Source organism: Nocardioides flavescens, from assembly GCF_009823805.1.
Taxonomy (GTDB): Bacteria; Actinomycetota; Actinomycetes; order Propionibacteriales; family Nocardioidaceae; genus Nocardioides; species Nocardioides flavescens.
This window is the reverse complement of the sequence record NZ_WUEK01000005.1, coordinates 1-19,095: the sequence shown is the minus strand read 5'-3', so window position 1 is coordinate 19,095 and position 19,095 is coordinate 1. Positions and strand designations below refer to the sequence as shown.

General features: G+C 72.1%; 20 protein-coding genes and 1 tRNA gene. 12 read left to right on the top strand and 9 right to left on the bottom strand.

The features are described 5' to 3' along the window. The first annotated feature begins 36 nt into the window (after positions 1 to 36). Positions 37 to 960 (top strand): PASTA domain-containing protein, encoded by a 924-nt coding sequence (locus GRQ65_RS08980; protein WP_160877417.1) that lies wholly within the window; start codon positions 37 to 39, stop codon positions 958 to 960. 103 nt (positions 961 to 1,063) lie between these two features. Here GRQ65_RS08980 and GRQ65_RS08975 read toward each other — a convergent pair whose 3' ends face one another. Both GRQ65_RS08975 and GRQ65_RS08970 read right to left on the bottom strand, forming a co-directional pair. Continuing rightward, entirely contained in the window at positions 1,064 to 1,351 is a 288-nt protein-coding gene (locus tag GRQ65_RS08975; RefSeq protein ID WP_160877415.1) for a hypothetical protein, read from the bottom strand. Between the two features lie 10 nt (positions 1,352 to 1,361). Beyond that, complete coding sequence (locus tag GRQ65_RS08970) at positions 1,362 to 3,107, bottom strand: sodium:solute symporter family protein (protein ID WP_160877413.1); 1,746 nt, start codon at positions 3,105 to 3,107, stop codon at positions 1,362 to 1,364. A gap of 186 nt (positions 3,108 to 3,293) precedes the next feature. Here GRQ65_RS08970 and GRQ65_RS08965 point away from each other — a divergent pair, with 186 nt between their 5' ends. The 3 genes from GRQ65_RS08965 to GRQ65_RS08955 all read left to right on the top strand — a co-directional run bounded on the left by GRQ65_RS08965 (position 3,294) and on the right by GRQ65_RS08955 (position 4,964). After that, entirely contained in the window at positions 3,294 to 3,860 is a 567-nt protein-coding gene (locus tag GRQ65_RS08965; RefSeq protein ID WP_237448023.1) for a pilus assembly protein HicB, read from the top strand. Positions 3,861 to 3,929: 69 nt separating this feature from the next. Next, positions 3,930 to 4,754 (top strand): DUF4097 family beta strand repeat-containing protein, encoded by an 825-nt coding sequence (locus tag GRQ65_RS08960; protein ID WP_160877411.1) that lies wholly within the window; start codon positions 3,930 to 3,932, stop codon positions 4,752 to 4,754. A gap of 63 nt (positions 4,755 to 4,817) precedes the next feature. Beyond that, positions 4,818 to 4,964, top strand: coding sequence for a hypothetical protein (locus GRQ65_RS08955; protein ID WP_160877409.1), 147 nt, complete (start codon positions 4,818 to 4,820; stop codon positions 4,962 to 4,964). Between the two features lie 122 nt (positions 4,965 to 5,086). On the opposite strand, the gene GRQ65_RS08950 is transcribed toward GRQ65_RS08955, so the two are convergent. Both GRQ65_RS08950 and dcd read right to left on the bottom strand, forming a co-directional pair. Then, a complete protein-coding gene (locus tag GRQ65_RS08950) occupies positions 5,087 to 6,061 on the bottom strand; it encodes a siderophore-interacting protein (RefSeq protein WP_160877407.1) in 975 nt (324 codons plus the stop codon). A gap of 25 nt (positions 6,062 to 6,086) precedes the next feature. Next, entirely contained in the window at positions 6,087 to 6,683 is a 597-nt protein-coding gene (dcd, locus tag GRQ65_RS08945; RefSeq protein ID WP_160877405.1) for a dCTP deaminase, read from the bottom strand. 72 nt (positions 6,684 to 6,755) lie between these two features. Between dcd and GRQ65_RS08940 the strand changes: the two genes are divergently transcribed. From GRQ65_RS08940 to GRQ65_RS08930, 3 genes are all read left to right on the top strand, one after another. Continuing rightward, a tRNA-Gly gene (locus GRQ65_RS08940) sits at positions 6,756 to 6,831 on the top strand. Between the two features lie 375 nt (positions 6,832 to 7,206). Beyond that, complete coding sequence (locus tag GRQ65_RS08935) at positions 7,207 to 7,839, top strand: TIGR02453 family protein (RefSeq protein WP_160877403.1); 633 nt, start codon at positions 7,207 to 7,209, stop codon at positions 7,837 to 7,839. 76 nt (positions 7,840 to 7,915) lie between these two features. After that, positions 7,916 to 8,806 (top strand): hypothetical protein, encoded by an 891-nt coding sequence (locus GRQ65_RS08930; RefSeq protein ID WP_160877401.1) that lies wholly within the window; start codon positions 7,916 to 7,918, stop codon positions 8,804 to 8,806. Here the strand turns inward: GRQ65_RS08930 and GRQ65_RS08925 are convergent. Together GRQ65_RS08925 and GRQ65_RS08920 are read right to left on the bottom strand one after the other, a co-directional pair. Further along, positions 8,768 to 9,226, bottom strand: a complete 459-nt coding sequence (locus GRQ65_RS08925) for an Rrf2 family transcriptional regulator (RefSeq protein ID WP_160877399.1) — start codon at positions 9,224 to 9,226, stop codon at positions 8,768 to 8,770. The genes GRQ65_RS08930 and GRQ65_RS08925 overlap by 39 nt on opposite strands. Positions 9,227 to 9,265: 39 nt before the next feature. Beyond that, positions 9,266 to 10,153: a sulfite exporter TauE/SafE family protein gene (locus GRQ65_RS08920; RefSeq protein ID WP_160877397.1), complete on the bottom strand. Its 888-nt coding sequence runs from the start codon at positions 10,151 to 10,153 to the stop codon at positions 9,266 to 9,268. 166 nt (positions 10,154 to 10,319) lie between these two features. Between GRQ65_RS08920 and GRQ65_RS08915 the strand changes: the two genes are divergently transcribed. Beyond that, positions 10,320 to 12,191, top strand: a complete 1,872-nt coding sequence (locus tag GRQ65_RS08915) for an acyl-CoA dehydrogenase C-terminal domain-containing protein (RefSeq protein WP_160877395.1) — start codon at positions 10,320 to 10,322, stop codon at positions 12,189 to 12,191. A gap of 117 nt (positions 12,192 to 12,308) precedes the next feature. On the opposite strand, the gene GRQ65_RS08910 is transcribed toward GRQ65_RS08915, so the two are convergent. After that, positions 12,309 to 12,836 (bottom strand): phosphate-starvation-inducible PsiE family protein, encoded by a 528-nt coding sequence (locus GRQ65_RS08910; RefSeq protein ID WP_160877393.1) that lies wholly within the window; start codon positions 12,834 to 12,836, stop codon positions 12,309 to 12,311. Next, positions 12,833 to 13,726 carry an ArgP/LysG family DNA-binding transcriptional regulator gene (locus GRQ65_RS08905; RefSeq protein WP_160877391.1) on the bottom strand — a complete coding sequence of 298 codons (894 nt, stop codon included), beginning with the start codon at positions 13,724 to 13,726 and terminating at the stop codon, positions 12,833 to 12,835. The genes GRQ65_RS08910 and GRQ65_RS08905 overlap by 4 nt, the downstream gene beginning before the upstream one ends. 70 nt (positions 13,727 to 13,796) lie before the next feature. Between GRQ65_RS08905 and GRQ65_RS08900 the strand changes: the two genes are divergently transcribed. After that, positions 13,797 to 14,399, top strand: a complete 603-nt coding sequence (locus tag GRQ65_RS08900) for a LysE family transporter (RefSeq protein ID WP_160877389.1) — start codon at positions 13,797 to 13,799, stop codon at positions 14,397 to 14,399. 228 nt (positions 14,400 to 14,627) lie between these two features. On the opposite strand, the gene GRQ65_RS08895 is transcribed toward GRQ65_RS08900, so the two are convergent. Continuing rightward, positions 14,628 to 16,358: an NHL domain-containing thioredoxin family protein gene (locus GRQ65_RS08895; protein WP_160877387.1), complete on the bottom strand. Its 1,731-nt coding sequence runs from the start codon at positions 16,356 to 16,358 to the stop codon at positions 14,628 to 14,630. An 84-nt stretch (positions 16,359 to 16,442) separates the two neighbouring features. Between GRQ65_RS08895 and GRQ65_RS08890 the strand changes: the two genes are divergently transcribed. The 3 genes from GRQ65_RS08890 to GRQ65_RS08880 are packed head-to-tail and all read left to right on the top strand — an operon-like array spanning position 16,443 to position 18,994. Then, positions 16,443 to 17,309, top strand: a complete 867-nt coding sequence (locus tag GRQ65_RS08890; protein ID WP_160877385.1) for a hypothetical protein — start codon at positions 16,443 to 16,445, stop codon at positions 17,307 to 17,309. 24 nt (positions 17,310 to 17,333) lie between these two features. Beyond that, positions 17,334 to 18,149 (top strand): maleylpyruvate isomerase family mycothiol-dependent enzyme, encoded by an 816-nt coding sequence (locus GRQ65_RS08885; protein ID WP_160877383.1) that lies wholly within the window; start codon positions 17,334 to 17,336, stop codon positions 18,147 to 18,149. Positions 18,150 to 18,169: 20 nt separating this feature from the next. Beyond that, complete coding sequence (locus GRQ65_RS08880) at positions 18,170 to 18,994, top strand: oxidoreductase (protein ID WP_337191584.1); 825 nt, start codon at positions 18,170 to 18,172, stop codon at positions 18,992 to 18,994. Positions 18,995 to 19,095: the final 101 nt, after the last annotated feature.

The window sequence follows — 19,095 nt, the reverse complement described above, 5'->3', positions numbered from 1 at the left end:
TGGGGGGCCTGACTAGGCTCGGGACGGAGGGGTGGAGTGGACTTCGACCAGTACGTCGCGGCGCGCTACGGGCGGCTCATCGAGCACGCCGTGCTGCTCGGCGTCGCCGAGGGCCAGGCCGGCACCTACGTCGACCGCGTGCTGCTCGAGCAGCGCAAGCGGATCCGCCGCGCGGACGACCCCGACCCGCTGGTCCACGAGGCGCTGGAGCGAGCGATCGGCGGTGAGGAGAAGCGCGAGCGCAGCCCCGGGCCGTTCGTCGCGGTGGCGATCGTCGCCGTCGTGGCCGTGGTCGCCGTGGCCCTGAGCTGGCGACCCTCGACGCAGGCCATGCCCTCGCTCTTCGGCCTCGACGGCACCGCAGCGGAGGGCTTGCTGGACGACGCGGGGTTCGACGTCGTCCTGCGGCCCTCCCGCGCCTGCGAGCCCGACGGCCTGGTGCTGGGCTCCGACCCGGCGGCGGGGCGCCTGGTCACCGAGGGCTCCACGGTGACGGTCCGCACCGCGGTGCCGTCCGGATCGACCTGCGACGCCGACTACCCCGCCCGCACGGCGGCCTGGGGCTTCATCGCGTTCGCTCTCGGCGGGCCCGCGCCGGACTTCGCCCGCACGGTCCGGGTCGTCGTCGACGGCAGCGAGCCCTGGGCCCTCGACCGCGTCGCCGCCGTCGACCAGGACCGCTGGTCGACGCTGCTCGAGGCGATCGCCACCGCCGGTCGCGTCCCCGCCTCGACGCCCACCGGGATGCCGCGGCTCGTCGTACGCACCTCGACGCCGCCGGCCGAGACCTGTGGCGTCGAGCGCCCGCCCGGCGTGGGCGACCGCGAGGCGCTCCGCTTCGAGATCGACCCGCGCGCGGACGACGAGGAGCCGGGCTGCCCGTTCACCGTCGACCTCTACCGCACCGGCGGTCCCCTCAGCGGAGCCATCGACGGCGTCGTCGTCTACACCGGCCGCTGACTTCCGCGGGGCCCCTCTCCTGGAGCCACTTCCTGACGTTCTGGGGTGTTGCAACCCCCCAGAACGTTGGCGATCCCAGCAGCTGCTGGGATTCCCCACCCCGTCAGTGCGAGGGGCCGCCGCGGTGGTCGGGGTCCGAGACGTGTTCGGGGACGACGACCGGGCGCAGCCGCGCCCAGACGAGGAACACCGCGCCGACCACGAGCAGGGCGATGCCCGCCCAGAGGTTGGCGTTGACGTCGCCGGTCTTGTCGAGCTCCTTGTCGCCGAAGAGCCCCATCAGCGTGAGGATCAGGCCGTAGGCGCCCAGCAGCCCGCCGATGATGTTGCGGATGTCGAGGGCGCCCGCGGTGTGGGTCCTGCCGCTCTGCTCCGCCGTGGTGTCAGCCATGTCGTCCTCCTCAGAAGGCCACGTTCAAGATGATGACGAGCACCAGCGCGATGCCGGCGAGCGGCAGCGTGCGGTTGAACCACGGCCGCGACGCCTCGTCGGCGTCGACCAGGTCCTCCTTGGGCGTCTCGGAGTAGACCAGCCCGCGCAGCTCCTCGACCGGCTTCGGCTTGGTCACCATGGAGATCGCGATGCTCAGCACCACGTCGACGACGAAGGCCACCGAGGCCGCGAGGAACGACGCGCCCTGACCCGAGAGCGGGATGACGCCGACGCTCAGGCCGCCGAGCGTGCCGTCGCACAGGATCGCGGTGACGACCGCGGCGATGGTGCCGGAGGCCAGACCGATCCAGCCCGCCGCCGGGGTCATCCGCTTCCAGAACATGCCGAGGATGAAGGTCGCGAACAGCGGCGCGTTGAAGAACCCGAACAGCGTCTGGAGGTAGTCCATGATGTTCGAGAAGCTCGAGGCGAGCGCCGCGGTGAAGATCGCGACGAACGTCGCCACCACGGTCGCGAGCCGCCCGACCCGCAGGTAGTAGTCGTCGCTGCGCTCCTTGACGACGTACGTCTGCCAGAGGTCGTAGCTCAGCACCGTGTTGAACGCCGAGATGTTGGCCGCCATGCCGGCCATGAACGCCGCGAGCAGACCGGTGATGGCGAGCCCGAGCAGGCCGTTGGGGAGCACGTCGCGCATGAGGTAGAGCAGCGAGTCGTTGTAGGTGACCCCGTCCCCCGACGCACCGCCCGCGACCGTCTCGCCGGCCTTCATCCGGGCGATGTCGGAGACCAGGACGGCCGCGATCATGCCGGGGATGATGGTGACGAACGGGATGAACATCTTCGGGAAGGCACCGATGATCGGCGTCTTGCGGGCGGCCGAGATCGAGTCGGAGGCCATCGCGCGCTGCACCTCGACGAAGTTCGTGGTCCAGTAGCCGAACGACAGCACGAACCCGAGCCCGAACACGATGCCGACCACCGACCAGAAGTCGGAGTCGAAGCCGGTGAGCGCGTTGCCGGGCCAGGAGTTGAGCTGCTGGGCCGCCGGCGCGATCGTGTCGCTGCGCGAGGCCGCCTCGGTGATCTTGTCCGTGAGGCCGCCCCAGCCGCCGACGCGGTGGAGGCCGATCAGGGTCAGGGGCAGCAGCGCCGCGACGATCACGAAGAACTGCAGCACCTCGTTGTAGATCGCCGCCGAGAGGCCGCCGAGGGTGATGTAGGACAGCACGATGGCCGCAGCCACGATCAGCGCGACCCACAGCGGCCAGCCGAGCAGCGCGTGGATGATCGAGCCGAGCAGGTAGAGGTTCACGCCCGCGATGAGCAGCTGGGCGACGGCGAACGAGATCGCGTTGACCAGGTGGGCCCCGGTGCCGAAGCGGCGCCGCATGAACTCCGGCACGGAGCGGACCTTCGAGCCGTAGTAGAACGGCATCATCACGACGCCGAGGAACAGCATCGCCGGGATCGCCCCGACCCAGAAGTAGTGCACCGCCGGCAGCCCGAACTGCGCGCCGTTGGCGGACATGCCCATGATCTCGACCGCGCCGAGGTTGGCCGAGATGAAGGCCAGGCCGGTCACCCACGCGGGCAGCGAGCGCCCGGACAGGAAGAAGTCGACGGAGTCGGAGACCTGGCGTCTCGCCATGATCCCGATGCCCAGGACGACCGCGAAGTAGAGGAAGACGATCAGGTAGTCGACCGCGTTGGCCGAGATGATCGTGTCGGACGCGAGGGGGACGGGTGCTTGCATGCGGGCGCGCCTTTCTGAGCCGGGGGGCCCGAGGGCCACGGGACGCGGTTCCCCTTGACCTCGGCAACCAAACCCGCAGGTCGTGACCACGACCACAGCGGCCCACGCACCAGCGCAATGCCGCACGACACCATCACGACACCATGGTGGTGTCACAACCGCTTGACCTGACGTCACTGTGGTGTCATGGTGGTGCACATGGACCTCACGCCGTACGTCGACAGCCTGCGCCGCGACCTGCTCGCCGCGGCCGAGGCCGCCGGTCCCGAGGTGCGTCAGGCCGCCGAGCGCCTGACCTTCGCCCTCGACCCCGCGGCGCGCCTCGCCCTGATGGAGGCCGTCTCGCAGGCGGCCAGCGAGATCACCGCCGAGATGCCCGACGGCGGCGTCGACGTCCGCCTCGACGGCCGCGAGCTGGCCTTCGTGGTCGACGCGGCCGTGCCGACGCCTCCGGCCCCGCCGGCCCCGCCCGCGCCACCGGCCCCACCCTCGACCGAGGACGCCGACGACGTCGCGATCGCCCGGGTGACCCTGCGCCTGCCCGAGTCGGTCAAGGCCAAGGCCGAGGAGCTCGCCGCCCGCTCGGGCCACTCACTCAACACCTGGCTCGTCACCGCGGTCCGCGCCGCGACCCGGGAGGGTCCGATCCACGTGGACCTCGACCTGTCCAGCCTGCCCTTCTCCTCGGGCGGCCAGCCCGGACACCCCGGACACCCAGGCCGCACCAGCCGCCGCATGACCGGCTGGGTCTGACCCGCCGGCCCCACCACCTCACCCACTCACCACCGGTCTGCCCGAGCGGGCAGGACAGGAGGCTCCGCCGTGCCCACCCACCACTTCGAGACCCACCAGCCCGTCGCCCTGCACGTCGAGATCGGGCGCGGCGACGTCACCGTCCACTGTGTCGAGACCACCGAGACCACCGTCGTGGTCGAGGGCAGCGGCGCCGACCAGCTGGTCGTCGAGCAGGACGGCGACACCGTCCGCGTCGTCGAGCCGCGCCGCACGGGCCTGTTCCGCAGCTCCTCGGTCAGCGCGGTCGTCACGGTCCCGCTCGACAGCGACGTCACCGTGCGCACCGGCAGCGCCGACGTGGTCGCGGACGGCCGCGCCGGCGACGTGCAGGTCCGCAGCGGCTCCGGCGACGTCTCCCTCGCCGAGGTCGGGGGCCGCGTGCACGTCGAGACCGGCTCGGGCGACGTCCACGTCGGCCGCATCGGGGGCGACGGTCGCGTCAAGAGCGGCTCCGGCGACCTCAGCGTCGAGCGCGTCGACGGCGATCTCGCGGTGTCGACCGGCTCGGGCGGCGTCAGCGTCGTCACGTCGTACGGCGCGACGGAGGTCAAGACGGGCAGCGGCGACCTCGACCTGCGCCACGCCCACGGCGACGTCGCGATGACCACCGGCAGCGGCGACCTGTCCGTCGGCCAGGTGCACCGCGGCCGTGTCACCGTGCGCGGCGCCTCGGGGGACGTGCACGTCGGGGTCACCCGTGACGTGCCCGTCTGGACCGACATCACCACCATCGCGGGCTCGATCAGCTCGGACCTGCGCGGAGCCGGCGAGCCCACCGAGGGTCAGGACCACATCGAGGTCCGCGCCCGCACCGTCAGCGGCGACATCTCGCTCGTCGAGGTGTCCTCGTGACCCTCGCCCGCACGACCTGGCAGCGCATCCACACCGTCCCGACCCACCCCCTCAGGAGCAGCCGTGAACACCACCCTCACCGAACTGCACGCCCGTCACCAGATGCAGGAGCGGCTCACCCGGGCCGCCGCGCCCCGGATCCGGGCGCGTAGCGGCCGCCACCAGCTCGCCGACCGCCTCCGCCGCGTCGCCGACCGCCTCGACGGCTGACCGGGCTCCGGTGGTCGAGGAGGTCGCGCTGGCGACCGGCTCGAAACCGCGCGACCTGCGGCAGTGGTTCCGAGACGGGACTCCGTCCTTCCTCAACCACCCCGCACCTCAGCAGAGAGCGCTCACGAGCGCATCGCCACGCCCTGGCGCCAGTAGCCCATGAACGCCACCTGCCGCCGGTCCATCCCGAGCTCCTTCACCAGCAGCCGGCGCAGCCCGGTGACCACCTTGGACTCCCCCGCGATCCAGGCGTAGCAGTCGTCGAGGTCCTGACCGGCCGCCGCAACCGGCTCGTCCACGACCTCGCCGGAGGAGGAGTACGACGGCGTCTCCCACAGGTCCACCGGCACCTCGGCCTCGTCGACGTCGGTCGCGTGCGGGTCCTGGACGCCGAGATGGGCGCGGACGCGCTCGTCGAGCAGCGAGCCGAGCGGGGCGCCGTCACGCGGCAGCCAGTGCACGGCGACACCGCGCGGGGCGGCCGCCGCGGTGTGGGCCGCCAGGGCCTCCACGTCGCCGCTCTCGGGCACCTCGAGGAACGCCGCTCCGACCGCGTCGGCGTCGAGGTCCTCGAGGATGCTGCAGATCGCGGGCACGGCGGTCTCGTCGCCGACGACGAGCAGGTCGCGTGCCGTGCCGGGCTGGAACTCGATGCCGCCGTACTCCTGCCCGCGGCGCGGAGCGATCGCGATGACCCGCTGCCCCGGCGCGGCCTGCGCGGCCCACTGCGCTCCGGGACCGGTGTCGCCGTCGAGGTGCAGCACGATGTCGACGACCATCCGGGTGTCGACGCCCGAGCCGCGCACCGCGCGCACGGTGTAGGTGCGCATGCTGCCACGCTCCTCCTCGGGCACCTGCAGCCACGACTCCCACCACGACTCGTCGTACGCCGAGAGGTCGGGCAACCGCCCGGCGGCGTTGGGGAAGATCAGCTTGATCCGCTGGTCCCAGAACCGGTCGGCCACGCCGAGGTCGCTCATCGCCGGCCCGCCGAGCTCGAGCCGCACGAAGGACGGCGAGATCCGCTCGACCAAGACCACCTCGACCTCGTCGAGGATGAAGGAGGGCTCGCTGGTCGGCTCAGCCGTCTGCGTCATGCACCTCAGTGTAGGTGAGGTGAGCCTAACCTTGCTCGGCCGGACCCTCGATCGTCGTGCGGTGGAAGTTCTGGAAGGACCGCGACGGCGTCGGGCCGCGCTGGCCCTGGTAGCGCGAGCCGTACTTCTCCGAGCCGTAGGGGTGCTCGGAGGGCGAGGAGAGCCGGAAGAAGCAGAACTGCCCGATCTTCATGCCGGGGTAGAGCTTGATCGGCAGGGTCGCGACGTTGGCCAGCTCGAGGGTCACGTGTCCGGAGAACCCGGGGTCGACGAACCCCGCCGTCGCGTGCGTCAGCAGCCCCAGCCGCCCGAGCGACGACTTGCCCTCGACCCGGGCCGCGATGTCGTCGGGCAGCGTCACGACCTCGTAGGTCGAGCCGAGCACGAACTCCCCCGGGTGCAGGATGAACGGCTCGTCGCCGACCGGCTCCACCTCGCGCGTGAGGTCGGACTGGTCGGCGGCCGGGTCGATGTGCGGGTAGCGGTGGTTCTCGAAGACCCGGAAGTAGCGGTCGAGCCGCACGTCGATCGAGCTCGGCTGCACCATGGAGGGGTCGAACGGCTCGAGGGCGATCCGGCCGCGGTCGATCTCGGCCAGGACGTCGCGGTCTGACAGCAGCACCCGCACAACCTACCGATCCCGCGACCGACCCCGTCCTGTAGCCTCGTCGCTGCCGGTCGCCACGACGGCACTGCGGATGTAGCTCAGTTGGTAGAGCGCGACCTTCCCAAGGTCGATGTCGCGAGTTCGAGTCTCGTCATCCGCTCCAGCGCGTCACACCAGTGGGTAGAGCGCGACACTGCGCCGAACGTCGATGTCGCAAGTTCGAGTCTCGTCATCCGCTCCGAACGCTGGTTGAGGAGGGCCGCCAGGCCCGTCTCGAAACCACCTGCGTAGGCCCTCAGTGGTTTCGAGACAGGACTTCGTCCTTCCTCGACCACCGATGCCGCGGGCACCGCTGGTTGAGGAGGGCCGCCAGGCCCGTCTCGAAACCACCTGCGAAGGCCCTCAGTGGTTTCGAGACAGGACTTCGTCCTTCCTCGACCACCGATGCCGCGGGCACCGCTGGTTGAGGAGGGCCGCTAGGCCCGTCTCGAAACCACCCTCATGGGACCTCGACCCCCGTCTGCCTAGGCTCGGGCCCGTGCCGTTCACCGGGATCCCCGTCGCTGCGCTCGACTTCTACGACGACCTCGAGATGGACAACACCCGGTCGTTCTGGGAGAAGCACAAGCACGTCTACGAGGGGTCGGTGAAGGCGCCGATGCAGGCACTGGTCGACGAGCTCGCGGCGGAGTTCGGGACGGCCAAGCTGTTCCGGCCCTACCGCGACGTGCGCTTCGCGAAGGACAAGACGCCCTACAAGACCCACCAGGGCGCGTTCGTGCGGGTCGCGGACGCGACGGGGTGGTACGTCGAGGTGTCGCCTCGCGGGGTCCGCACGGGCGGCGGTTTCTACCACGCCGAACCCCTGCGGCTGGCCGCCGTGCGCGAGGCGGTCGCGCACGAGCGCACCGGCCCCGAGGTGGAGCGGCTGGTCGAGGACCTGCGGGCGCAGGGGTTCGAGATCGGCGGCGAGCGGCTCAAGACGAGGCCGCGCGGCTACCCGGCCGACCACCCGCGCATCGACCTGCTGCGCCACAAGGCGATCGTCGCGAATCGGGTGGTCGGCTTCGAGCCGGTGATCCACACCCCCGAGCTGGTCGACCTGGTCCGCGCCGACTGGCGCGCGACCCGCCCCCTCGTCGAGTGGGCCACCGAGCACGCCGCCACCTGACCCGTCACCTGACCCGTCACCTGACCCGTCACGCGGCGTTCACCGCGGGGCCAGGTCGGTCCGTCACCGTGGTCGCATGGCCAAGCCCCACGCGTTCCTCCTCGTCGGTCTGCCCCACGCGGGCGTGCCTGTGCTCACCGCGGCGCTTGAGCAGCACCGCGACGCCATCGTCGCCCAAGGCGTGCGCGCGCCCGCCAAGTCGGTCGACGAGGTGTTCCGCGCCGCGGTCGAGGTGAGGCGCGAGCACCGGGCGTGGGGGCTGCGCCGCAAGGACGTCGAGGGCACCTGGTCCCAGCTGTGCCGGCGCGTCCACAAGCACCCCGAGCCCGTCGTGCTCGGCCACGAACTGCTGGCCGGTGCGAGCCCCGAGGAGATCGCGCTGCTGGTCGACGGCCTGGCCGGGCGCCGCGTCCACGTCGTGGTGGTCGCGGCGCGGCCCGACGGACGGCTCGGGCTCTTCCCCGACGAGCTCGACCTCGCCTCGGTGCTCGAGCGCTGGAAGCAGGCCGTCGGCTCGCCCGACCGGCTGCACGTGGTGGTGAGCGACCCGGCCGCACCGCTCGGTGCGTGGCGGGCGCTGGGCCGCATCGTCGGCTTCGACGCCGACGCGCTCCCGCTGCCCGACCCGGCCGGCCTCGAGGCGCCCGCCGACGCCGCCAGCCTGCGGCTGATCGCCGAGAGCGGGGGCGGTCACGTCGAGCACACCGAGCTCGTCGAGATCGCGGAGACCTGGGTCGACGTCGTCGGCGCCGCCGGCTACGACGTGGTCGGCGACCTGCGCGCGCTCGTGCCGGTCGCCGAGCAGACCGACGCGCCGTCGTACGACGCACGCGAGGAGGTGCTCACCCGCGCACTCGCCGAGGCGGTCGCGGAGGTGGGGCGGCTGCGCGAGCGGGTCCGCGAGCTCGAGCGGACCCAGCGCAAGCGCTCAGTGCGGCTGCCAGGCGTCCTCGTCCGCGGTGCGTGAGGTCACCGCGTCGGGCATCTCCTTGGCCGCGAGCTGCTGGATCGAGACCTGCTCGAACACGTCGCGCAGCGAGCGCCGCGCGGCGATCCACACGTGCTGCAGGACGTCGGCGGTGTCGTTGTACTCCACCGCCTCGGGCCGCAGACCGTAGACCGACACCAGCGGGCCGTCGACGGCCCGGATGACGTCGGCGACGGAGACGTCGGCCGCCGAGCGGCCCATCCGCCACCCGCCGGACTGCCCGCGCTGCGACATCACGATGCCGGCGCGGCGCAGGTCGGCGAGGATCGCCTGCAGGAACCCGTGGGGGATCTCCTGGCTCTTGCCGAGCTCCTCGGCACTGACCGCCTTGCCGTCGGTGCGGGAGGCCATCTCGATCAGCGCGCGCAGCGCGTAGTCGGACTTCGCGGAGACTCGCACGGGGTCAGTGTGTCAGACGACTCGATCCACTCGACCGTTCTAGGCGAGTATCCCCTGGGCTCGTCGCGACGGATCGGCCGGCGGCTGCTCGAGCTTGACGGCCCAGGCCGTCCACAGCACCCACAGCGTGAACACGATCGAGGCGAGCAGTCCGCGCGTGACCCCGGTGGCGTCGGCCCACTGCGCGAGGGTCTGCACGTTGGTCAGCACGATGAGGCCGCCCGCGGCGACGCCGAGCACGCGCGCGGGGAGGTGGCGCACGAGCAGCGCCGCCACCGGGGCTGCGAGCACCCCGCCGACCATCAGCGCCGCGACCGCCGCCCACTCGATGCCCCGCACCCCCAGTCCGACGAGGAAGCCCAGCGAGCCGCCGAGCGCCACCACGAACTCCGCGGTGTCGACCGAGCCGACCACCTTGCGCGGCTCGAGCCGACCGGAGGCCAGCAGCGACGAGGTGCCGACCGGTCCCCAGCCGCCACCGCCGACGGCGTCGAGCGTCCCGGCGACCAGGCCGAGCGGCGCGAGCGCGCGAGCCCGCGGGCGCCCACCGAAGCGCAGGCGGCGCGGGGAGAGGAAGCGCATCGTCACGAAGGCACCCAGCGCCACGAGCACCACGGCGACCACGGGTACGGCGACCCGCGCGTCGAGCGAGACGAGCAGCGTCGCCCCGGCGAAGGCGCCGAGGGCGCCCGGGCCGGCGAGCACCAGGACGGTGCGCCAGTCGACGTTGCCGAGGGCGTGGTGCGAGACGCCGGAGGCCAGCGAGGTGCCGATCTCGGACAGGTGGATCGCGGCCGACGCGGCGGCCGGGGCGATGCCGGCCGAGACGAGCAGCGTCGCCGACGTGACGCCGTACCCCATCCCGAGGGAGCCGTCGACCAGCTGCGCGGCGAGGCCCACGAGGGCGAGCAGCACGAGTCGACGCATGCGTCTAACTCTATAGAGTCACTCGGCTTTGACAACCGCGCATACGAGATGTGACCGGTCGCACCGTTTCCTTGCCGCTGTCCCGACCGGTGCCTACCATGAAGTTACCGACCGGTAGAACTGACCGGTAGCAGCACCATCTCTCCCGAGCACCTGAGGACGCACCGTGAGCCACTACAAGACCAACCTGCGTGACATCGAGTTCAACCTCTTCGAGGTCCTGGGCCGCGACGAGGTCCTGGGCACCGGGCCCTTCTCCGAGATCGACGGCGAGACCGCGCGCTCGATCCTCGCCGAGGTCGAGCGGATGTCGCGCGAGGAGCTCGCCGCGTCCTACGAGGACAGCGACCGCAACCCGCCGGTCTTCGACCCCGCGACGCACACCGCGCCGCTGCCGGAGTCGTTCAAGAAGAGCTACCGCGCCTGGATGGACTCGGAGTACTGGCGCCTGCAGATCAAGGAGGAGCTCGGCGGCACCCTCGCCCCCTCCAGCCTCAACTGGGCGATCGCGGAGATGGTGCTCGGCGCCAACGCCCCGATCTGGATGTACGGCTGCGGCCCGGCGTTCGCCGGCGTCATCGAGCGCAACGGCAACGAGCGCGACACCCAGATCGCGCAGTACGTCATCGACCGCGAGTGGGGCACCACCATGGTGCTCACCGAGCCCGACGCCGGCTCCGACGTGGGCGCGGGCCGGGCGAAGGCGACCCCCAACGAGGACGGCACCTGGAACATCGAGGGCGTCAAGCGGTTCATCACCTCGGCCGAGTCCGACCTGCAGGAGAACATCATCCACCTCGTGCTGGCCCGCCCGGTCGGCGTCGAGGGCGTCGGCGGTCCCGGCACCAAGGGCCTCTCGCTCTTCATCGTGCCGAAGCACCACTTCGACCTCGAGACCGGCGAGCTGACCGGCGAGCGCAACGGCGCCTACGTCACCAACGTCGAGCACAAGATGGGCATCAAGGTCTCCAACACCTGCGAGGTCACCTTCGGCGACCCGTCGGTCGGCGGCGGCGAATCCGCCCGCGGCTGGCTGCTGGGCGAGGTGCACAACGGCATCGCGCAGATGTTCCAGGTCATCGAGAACGCCCGGATGATGGTCGGCTCCAAGGCCATCGCGACCCTGTCGGCCGGCTACCTCGCTGCCCTCGACTACGCCAAGACCCGCGTCCAGGGCGCTGACCTGACCCAGTCGGGCGACAAGACCGCGCCGCGCGTCACGATCACCCACCACCCCGACGTGCGCCGCTCGCTGATGGTGCAGAAGTCGTTCGCCGAGGCGATGCGTGCGCTGGTGCTCTACACCGCCTCCTGGCAGGACAAGGTGCAGGTCTTCGAGCACGAGGGCACCACCGACTCCGACGAGGCGAAGCTCGCCGCGGCCGTCAACGACCTGCTCCTGCCGATCGTCAAGGGCTACGGCTCGGAGCGCTCGTGGGTGCTGCTCGGCACCGAGTCGCTGCAGACCTTCGGTGGCTCCGGGTTCCTCACCGACTACCCGGTCGAGCAGTACGTCCGCGACGCCAAGATCGACACCCTCTACGAGGGCACCACGGCGATCCAGGGCCAGGACTTCTTCTTCCGCAAGATCGTCAAGGACCAGGGCACCGCGCTCGGCCACGTCGCGGCGCAGATCCAGGGCTTCATCGACAGCGAGGCCGGCAACGGCCGCCTCAAGGTCGAGCGCGAGCTGCTCGCCACGGCCCTCGAGGACGCCAACGCCCTGGTCGGTCACATGATCAACGACCTGATGTCGGCCCAGGACGAGATCCGCAACATCTACAAGGTCGGGCTCAACACCTCCCGCCTGCTGATGGTCCTCGGCGACGTCGTCTGCGCCTGGCTGCTGCTGCGACAGGCCGAGGTCGCCCTGGAGAAGCTCGGCGGCGACGCCGGTCGCGACCAGGCGTTCTACGAGGGCAAGGTCGCCGCCGCGCAGTTCTTCGCGCAGTACAACCTGCCGAAGGTCAGCGCCGAGCTGGCCATCGCCAAGGCCACCGACCTGTCGCTGATGGACCTCGCGGAGGAGTCCTTCTGAGTTCTGCGGAGTGGTTTCGAGACGGTCGCCAGCGCGACCTCCTCAACCACCGGGAGGCGAGCCCCTGGTGGTTGAGGAAGGACGAAGTCCTGTCTCGAAACCACTCGCGGCGGCGACTCACTGACCGTTGGGCGCGGCGCTGCTCTCCTCGACGGCGTCGGCGTCCTCGCGGCCCTCGTCGGGCTCGCGCTCCTTGCGGCGCAGCAGGAACGCCGCCAGCGCGAGCAGCAGGGTCAGCGCGCCGAGGACGGCGATGAGAGTGACCTCGTCGTCGAAGACCTCGCCCTTGCCCGCGGCGTCGGCGGCCTTGACCGAGAGCACCACGATCTCCTTGATCGAGGCGATGATGCCGACGATCAGGAACGGCTCCGCCACGAGCTCGCGCCGCGCGACCGTCGCGCGTACGGCGAACAGCAGCTCGACCACGATGAAGACCAGCAGCACCGCGTCGAGGGCCTCGAGGACGGGGTTCTGACCGCCCTTCGTGAACAGACTCGGGATCCCACGGGCCAGGCTCACCACCAGCGCTGCAGCGCAGACCGCCAGCACCGCCGCGATGACGACGTACAACGCGTCCTCGAGCCAGCCGATCGCGGTGTCGATCTTCTCGGCGCGGCGTTCCTCGGCTGATCCGGTGCGGGTCACCGCTGGATCATGGCAGCCGGCCTCAGGTGCTCGCCCGCCGCCGCGCGCACCAGGTCGCTCAGCGTCGCGAGCGAGGCCGACTCGATGCGCCAGCGCTGCCAGTGCAGCGCGACGTCGTGGTGGGCCCGACCCGCGAGGGTCCGCAGGAGCCCTTCCTCGAGGTCCGGGTCGAGCTGAGGCGTCGGCAGCATCCCCCAGCCGAGCCCGCAGCGCACCGCCTCGTGGAAGTCGGCGCTGGTGGGCACGACGTGCACCACGTCGGGCTCGGTGACGCCGCGCTCGCGCAGGAACCCGTGCTGGAGGTCGTCCTTGGCGTTGAACACGACCACGGGCATCCGCTGCCAGTCGGTGCCCCGGCCGCGGCGGTGGCGCTCGGCGAGGTCGGGGGTCGCGGCGGGCCGGTAGCGCAGCGTGCCGAGCGGCTCGGACCGGCAGCCCTGCACCGGGTGCGGGTCGCTCGTCACCGCCGCGAGCGTGTCGCCGCCGCGGAGCAGGTCGGCCGAGTGCGCCTGGTCCTCGACGACCAGCCGCACGGCCAGGTCGCCGCGACGCCCGACCTCGCGCAGCACGTCGCGGAACCACGTGGCGAGCGAGTCGGCGTTGACCGCGACGTCGAGCACCACCGGACCCGTCTCCTCCCCGATGCTGGCCCTCGCCTCGGCCTCGAGCAGCCGCACCTGACGACCCCACCGCACGAGCGCCGCCCCGGCATCGGTGGGCTCGCACGGCGTGCCGCGGCGTACGACGACCCGGCCGACCTCGCGCTCGAGCGCGCGCACGCGCTGGCTCACCGCGCTCGGCGTCAGGTGGAGCGCACGGGCCGCGGCCTCGAAGGTGCCGTGGTCGACGATCGCGACGAGGGTCTCGACCGCCGCGGCGTTCAGAGGCATGAAGCAACACTAATCACCGAGCAAATTCTTTCGCTGGTCTTCACCACGGCGGTGCCCCTAGCGTCGCACCGTGCTCGACTCCGCCGTCGCCGGTCTGCTCACCGGACTCACCCTCATCGTCGCGATCGGGGCGCAGAACGCGTTCGTCCTGCGCCAAGGCCTCGCGCGCGAGCACGTGCTGCCGGTCGTGGCGATCTGCGCGATCTCGGACCTGCTGCTGATCCTCGCCGGAGTCGCCGGCATCGGCACCGTCGTGCGCCAGGCCGGGTGGCTGGTCGAGGTGGTGCGCTGGCTCGGGGTCGCGTTCCTGACGTGGTACGGCGTGCGCACGCTCCTGCAGGCCCGCCGCGCCTCCGGACTGGCGGCCGCAGCACCCGAGCCGATGTCACTGCGTTCGGCGGTGCTGCGGGTGGTCGCACTGACCTGGCTCAACCCCCATGTCTACCTCGACACCGTGCTGCTCCTCGGCTCGATCGCCAACACCCACGGGCACCCGGGGCGCTGGTGGTTCGCGGCGGGGGCGTCGGTCGCGTCGGTGCTGTGGTTCTCGGGGCTGGGGTTCGGCGCGCGGGTCTTCTCCCCCCTGCTCGCCCGCCCGCGCGCCTGGCAGGTGCTCGACGTGCTGATCGGGCTGACGATGCTCGCGATCGCCATCAAGCTCGCTCTGGGGTGACACCGGGAGTGGTTTCGAGACGGTCCTAGCGGACCTCCTCAACCACCGGTGACGGTGGCTGAGGAGGGACGAAGTCTTGTCTCGAAACCACTCGTCCGGGCACGTGGATTCGAGACGGTCCTAGCGGACCTCCTCAACCACCGGTGACGGTGGTTGAGGAAGGACGAAGTCCTGTCTCGGGACCACTCGTCCGGGCACGTGGATTCGAGACGGTCCTAGCGGACCTCCTCAACCACCGACGTCTCCGCCGAGCGGCAGCTCGAGGACGGCGGGCGCGCCGTCGGTGATGCGCACGGGGACGCCCCAGTCCTGCTGGTGGACGTGACAGGCGGCGCCCTCCCCCTCGTCGGCGTCGCAGGACGCGGCGCGGGCGGCGACGTGGAGCACGCCCTCGCCGACGGCGGGGTCGAGGACGAGTCGGCGGCGCAGGTCGGTGCCGCGGCCGCCGCCGTCACGGATGAGCGCCGGCGGTGTCGCCTCGACGTAGAGCTGGGACGACGGGCCGAACCGGTCGTCGACCTTCTGACCCGGCGGCGGGGTGAAGGCGACGTCGAGGTCGAGGTCCGCCGCGACCTCGGTGACCGGGCGCTGCGTGGTGTGGGCGAAGCCGTCGGTGCGGGTCGCCGCGCCCCCGAGCGGCACCCGGGTGAGGCGGTGGGCGTTGGTCTCGACGACGACCAGCTCGGCTCCGTCGACGTACGCCGCACTCGGCTCGGCCAGGCCGCTCGCCAGCGTCGCCACCTCGCCGGTCGCGGGGTCGAAGCGGCGGACCGCGCCGTTGTAGGTATCGCAGACGGCGACGCTGCCGTCGGGCAGTGCGGTGACCCCGAGCGGGTGCTGCAGCAGCGCCTGGTCGGCCGGGCCGTCGCGGAAGCCGAAGTCGAAGAGCCCGGTGCCGACCGCGGTGCGGGCCTCGCCCGCCTCCACCCAGCGCAGCGAGGACGTCTCGGAGTCGGCGAGCCAGAGCCGGTCGCCGGCCGGAGCGAGACCGGAGGTCTGGGCGAACCACGCCTCGGGCAGCGGCCCGTCGAGCAGGCCCTCGTGGGCGGTGCCGCCCGCGACCGCGACCTCACCCGTCGCCGGGTCGAAGGTCCAGAGCTGGTGGTTGCCGGCCATCGCGATCCACACCCGCTCGCCCCACCACGCGACGTCCCACGGGCTGGTGAGGCGCTCGACCCCGTCGCCCTGCATCCACTGGTGGCCGTCGCCGGCCAGCACGGTGACCTCGCCCGAGTCGAGGTCGATGCCCTTCAGCTGGTGGTGCACGGTGTCGGCGACGTAGACCGTGCGCCCCACCACGCACAGGCCGTTCGGCTCGGCGAAGCCGTCCCACGCGCGCACGACCGCGGCGTCGGGGCCGTCCCCGTCGAGCTCCACGACCCGGTCGTGGCCGGTGTCAGCGACCAGCACGTGGCCGTTGCCGAGCGGCGCCGCCGCGGCCGGGAACCGCAGCGTCGTCGGCTCGACCGGCGGCGCGACGTACGGCGAGTCGCCGGGCTGGAGCGTGCCCTTCGCGCGGTGCTCGGCGACGAGCTCGTCGAGCAGGCGGTCGATGGCGTGGGCGTGACCCTCGCCGGCGTACTGCGCGACGACGTAGCCCTCGGGGTCGACGAGGACCAGCGTGGGCCAGGCGCGCGCGGTGTAGGCCTGCCAGGTGACGAGCTCGGGGTCGTCGAGCACGGGGTGCCGCACGCCGTAGCGCTCGACCGCCGCGGCGAGCGCGTCCGGGTCGGCCTCGTGGACGAACTTCGGCGAGTGCACGCCGATGACGACGAGGTGGTCGCCGTGCTTCTCCTCCACCGGGCGCAGCTCGTCGAGGACGTGCAGGCAGTTGACGCAGCAGAAGGTCCAGAAGTCGAGCAGTACGAACCGGCCGCGCAGCTCGCCGATGGAGTACGCCGTCCCGCCGGTGCCCAGCCAGCCCCGTCCTCGCAGCTCCGGAGCCCTCACGCGTGCCATGCCTCCATCCTGCCTGGCCGCCGTCGGGCGGACCCGGCCTGGTTGAAGGCGTAACCATCGGCCCGGGTGGGAAGTTGTCCCTACGTGTCCACCACGCCGAACGACGACGCCTGGGTCAAGGTGCCGCTGTACGCCGCGATCGGCTACGTCGTGCTGCTCGCGGTGGTGCTGCCGCTGACCGGCGGCAGCCGGGTCGCGGTGGCCGGGTGGCTGCTGCTGCCGGTGGTGCTCGCGACCGGGCTGCTCGTGCTCGTCGCGACCAACGTCGAGCGGCGCTGGGACACCCGCACCTACGCCGCGCTCGCGCCGGTGACGGTGCTGGCGCTGACCGCCGTCGTCGGCGGCGTGCTGCAGGTCTCACCGCCCTCCGAGGCCCGTGAGGCGACCGGCGAGCCGCGGTCGCTGGCCGAGCTGACCGCGGGCACTCCTCAGGACGGATCTGCACAGGACGACGCGACGCCCCAGGTCACGGCTCCCGCCGAGCCCACGGTCTCGACGGCGACCCTCGTCGCCCCCGCGACCGGTGGCGGCTGGACCCGGATCGAACGGCCCGAGGACCAGGTCGCCGACACCCAGCTCGCCCAGTGGACCTCCGACCTCTACGGCATCGCCGACGTGGTGGTCGGCAGCTACCAGCTCGACTCCTCGCCCGGCGTCGTCTTCCGCTACGTCGGGGTCAACGGCCCCATCGCCGACACCTCCTCACCCGAGGCGGCCGGCCGGGCGGCGCTGGTGAGCGCGACCGGCTCGACGGTCACGACGTTCCCACCCGCCGCCGACGGCTGGCTCGGCTGCAACACCACCTCGGCGCAGGGGCTCCCGCGCATCACCTGCGCGTGGGTCGGCGAGGAGCGGGCGGTGTTCCTGCGCTGGGACTCCGCCGACATCTCGCTCTCCTACGCCGCCACGGTGACGCGCAGCTTCCGCGACGTGGCCAGCGTCGACGGCTGAACCGCACCGCTCTACGGTGGCCGGGTGAGCGACCGTGAGGAGCTGGCCGGCTACGTCGAGGTCTGGTGGCAGGCGGTCGGCGACTTCCTGACGCTGCTCGAGCAGCTGCCCGAGGAGGCCTGGTCGACCCCCACCGACCTGCCCGGCTGGGACGTCCGCGCGTGCGCCGCGCACACCGCGCACCTCGAGGCCGTGCTCGCCGGCGGCGGGGAGGAGACCGCGGAGGTCGGCACCCCCGACCACGTCACCGGCTTCATGGGGGCCTACACCGAGATCGGCGTCGTCAACCGCCGCTCCACCCCGCCCGCCGCGATCGTCGCCGAGCTGCGCGACGCCGCCACCCGGCGTCACGAGGCCCTGCTCGCCGACCCGCCGACCGACGGCTCCGCGCGCCCGGACGTCGTCTTCGGCCGCGTGCCGTGGGACTGGCGGACCCTGCTGCGCAACCGGCCGCTGGACGTGTGGATGCACGAGCAGGACGTGCGCCGCGCCGTCGGTCGCCCCGGCGGCATGGACACCCCGGCCGCCCGCCACACCGCGGACTACCTCATCGAGGGCTTCGGCTACGTGCTCGCCAAGCGGGTCGGGGCGCCCACCGGCACCACGGCCGTGCTCGACGTCGGCGGCAGCGCGCCGTACGCCGTGCGGATCGGCGACGACGGCCGCGGTCGGCGGCTGCCCGAGGTGCCGGACGCACCGGACGTCGCACTGCGCATGGACCGCGAGTCGTTCGTCCGCCTCGCCGGCGGCCGGTGCGCGCCCGAGGACGGCGGAGTGCGCATCGAGGGCGACCGCGAGCTGGGCGCGCGGATCGTGGACCGGCTCGCGACGACCCCATGATCCCGGGGTACCGACCTGTCGTGAAGCACCTGACCGATGTGTCCCGCATGGGCTACGGCGCCATGCAGCTCGCCGGCCCGCACGTCTTCGGGCCCCCGGCCGATCCCGAGGAGGCGAAGCGCGTGCTCGTGCGCGCCCTCGACCTCGGCGTCGACCACATCGACACCAGCGACTTCTACGGGCCGTTCGTCACCAACGAGATCATCCGTGAGGCGTTGCACCCCTACGACCGGGACCTGTGCATCGTCACCAAGGTCGGCGCTCGGCGCGACGACGAGGGCAACTGGCTCCCCGACTTCGAGCCCGAGTCGATCCGCCGGCAGGTGCACGACAACCTCGGGCGCCTCGGCACCGACCGGCTCGGTGGCGTCAACCTGCGGCTGATGGACCCCTCCGCCGACTTCCGTGCCCAGTGGGAGGTGCTCGCCGAGCTGCAGTCCGAGGGCCTGATCGGCGACCTCGGGCTCTCCGAGGTCACCGCCGAGCACGTCGCGACCGCCCAGGAGATCGCCCCGGTCGCCTGCGTGCAGAACCAGTTCAACATCGCCCAGCGCGGCGACGACCCGCTCATCGCCTCCCTGGCCGAGCAGGGCGTCCTCTACGTGCCGTACTTCCCGCTCGGCGGGTTCACGCCGTTCGACACCACCGAGCTGGACCGGATCGGGGCGTCGTACGACGCGACCGGGCGCCAGGTCGCCCTCGCCTGGCTGCTCCAGCACTCGCCCAACATCCTGCTGATCCCCGGCACGTCGTCGGTCGCGCACCTCGAGGAGAACGTCGCCGCCCGCGACCTCGTCCTCAGCGACGAGGACGTCGCTGCCCTCGACTCCCTGCACCCCGCCTGAGCACCCGCTGGACGAGCGAGCGCCTCACCCGGTGGTTGAGGAGGTCGCGCTAGCTGTGATGTCCAGGCACGTTGGTCGAGATCGTGCGACGACACGATCTG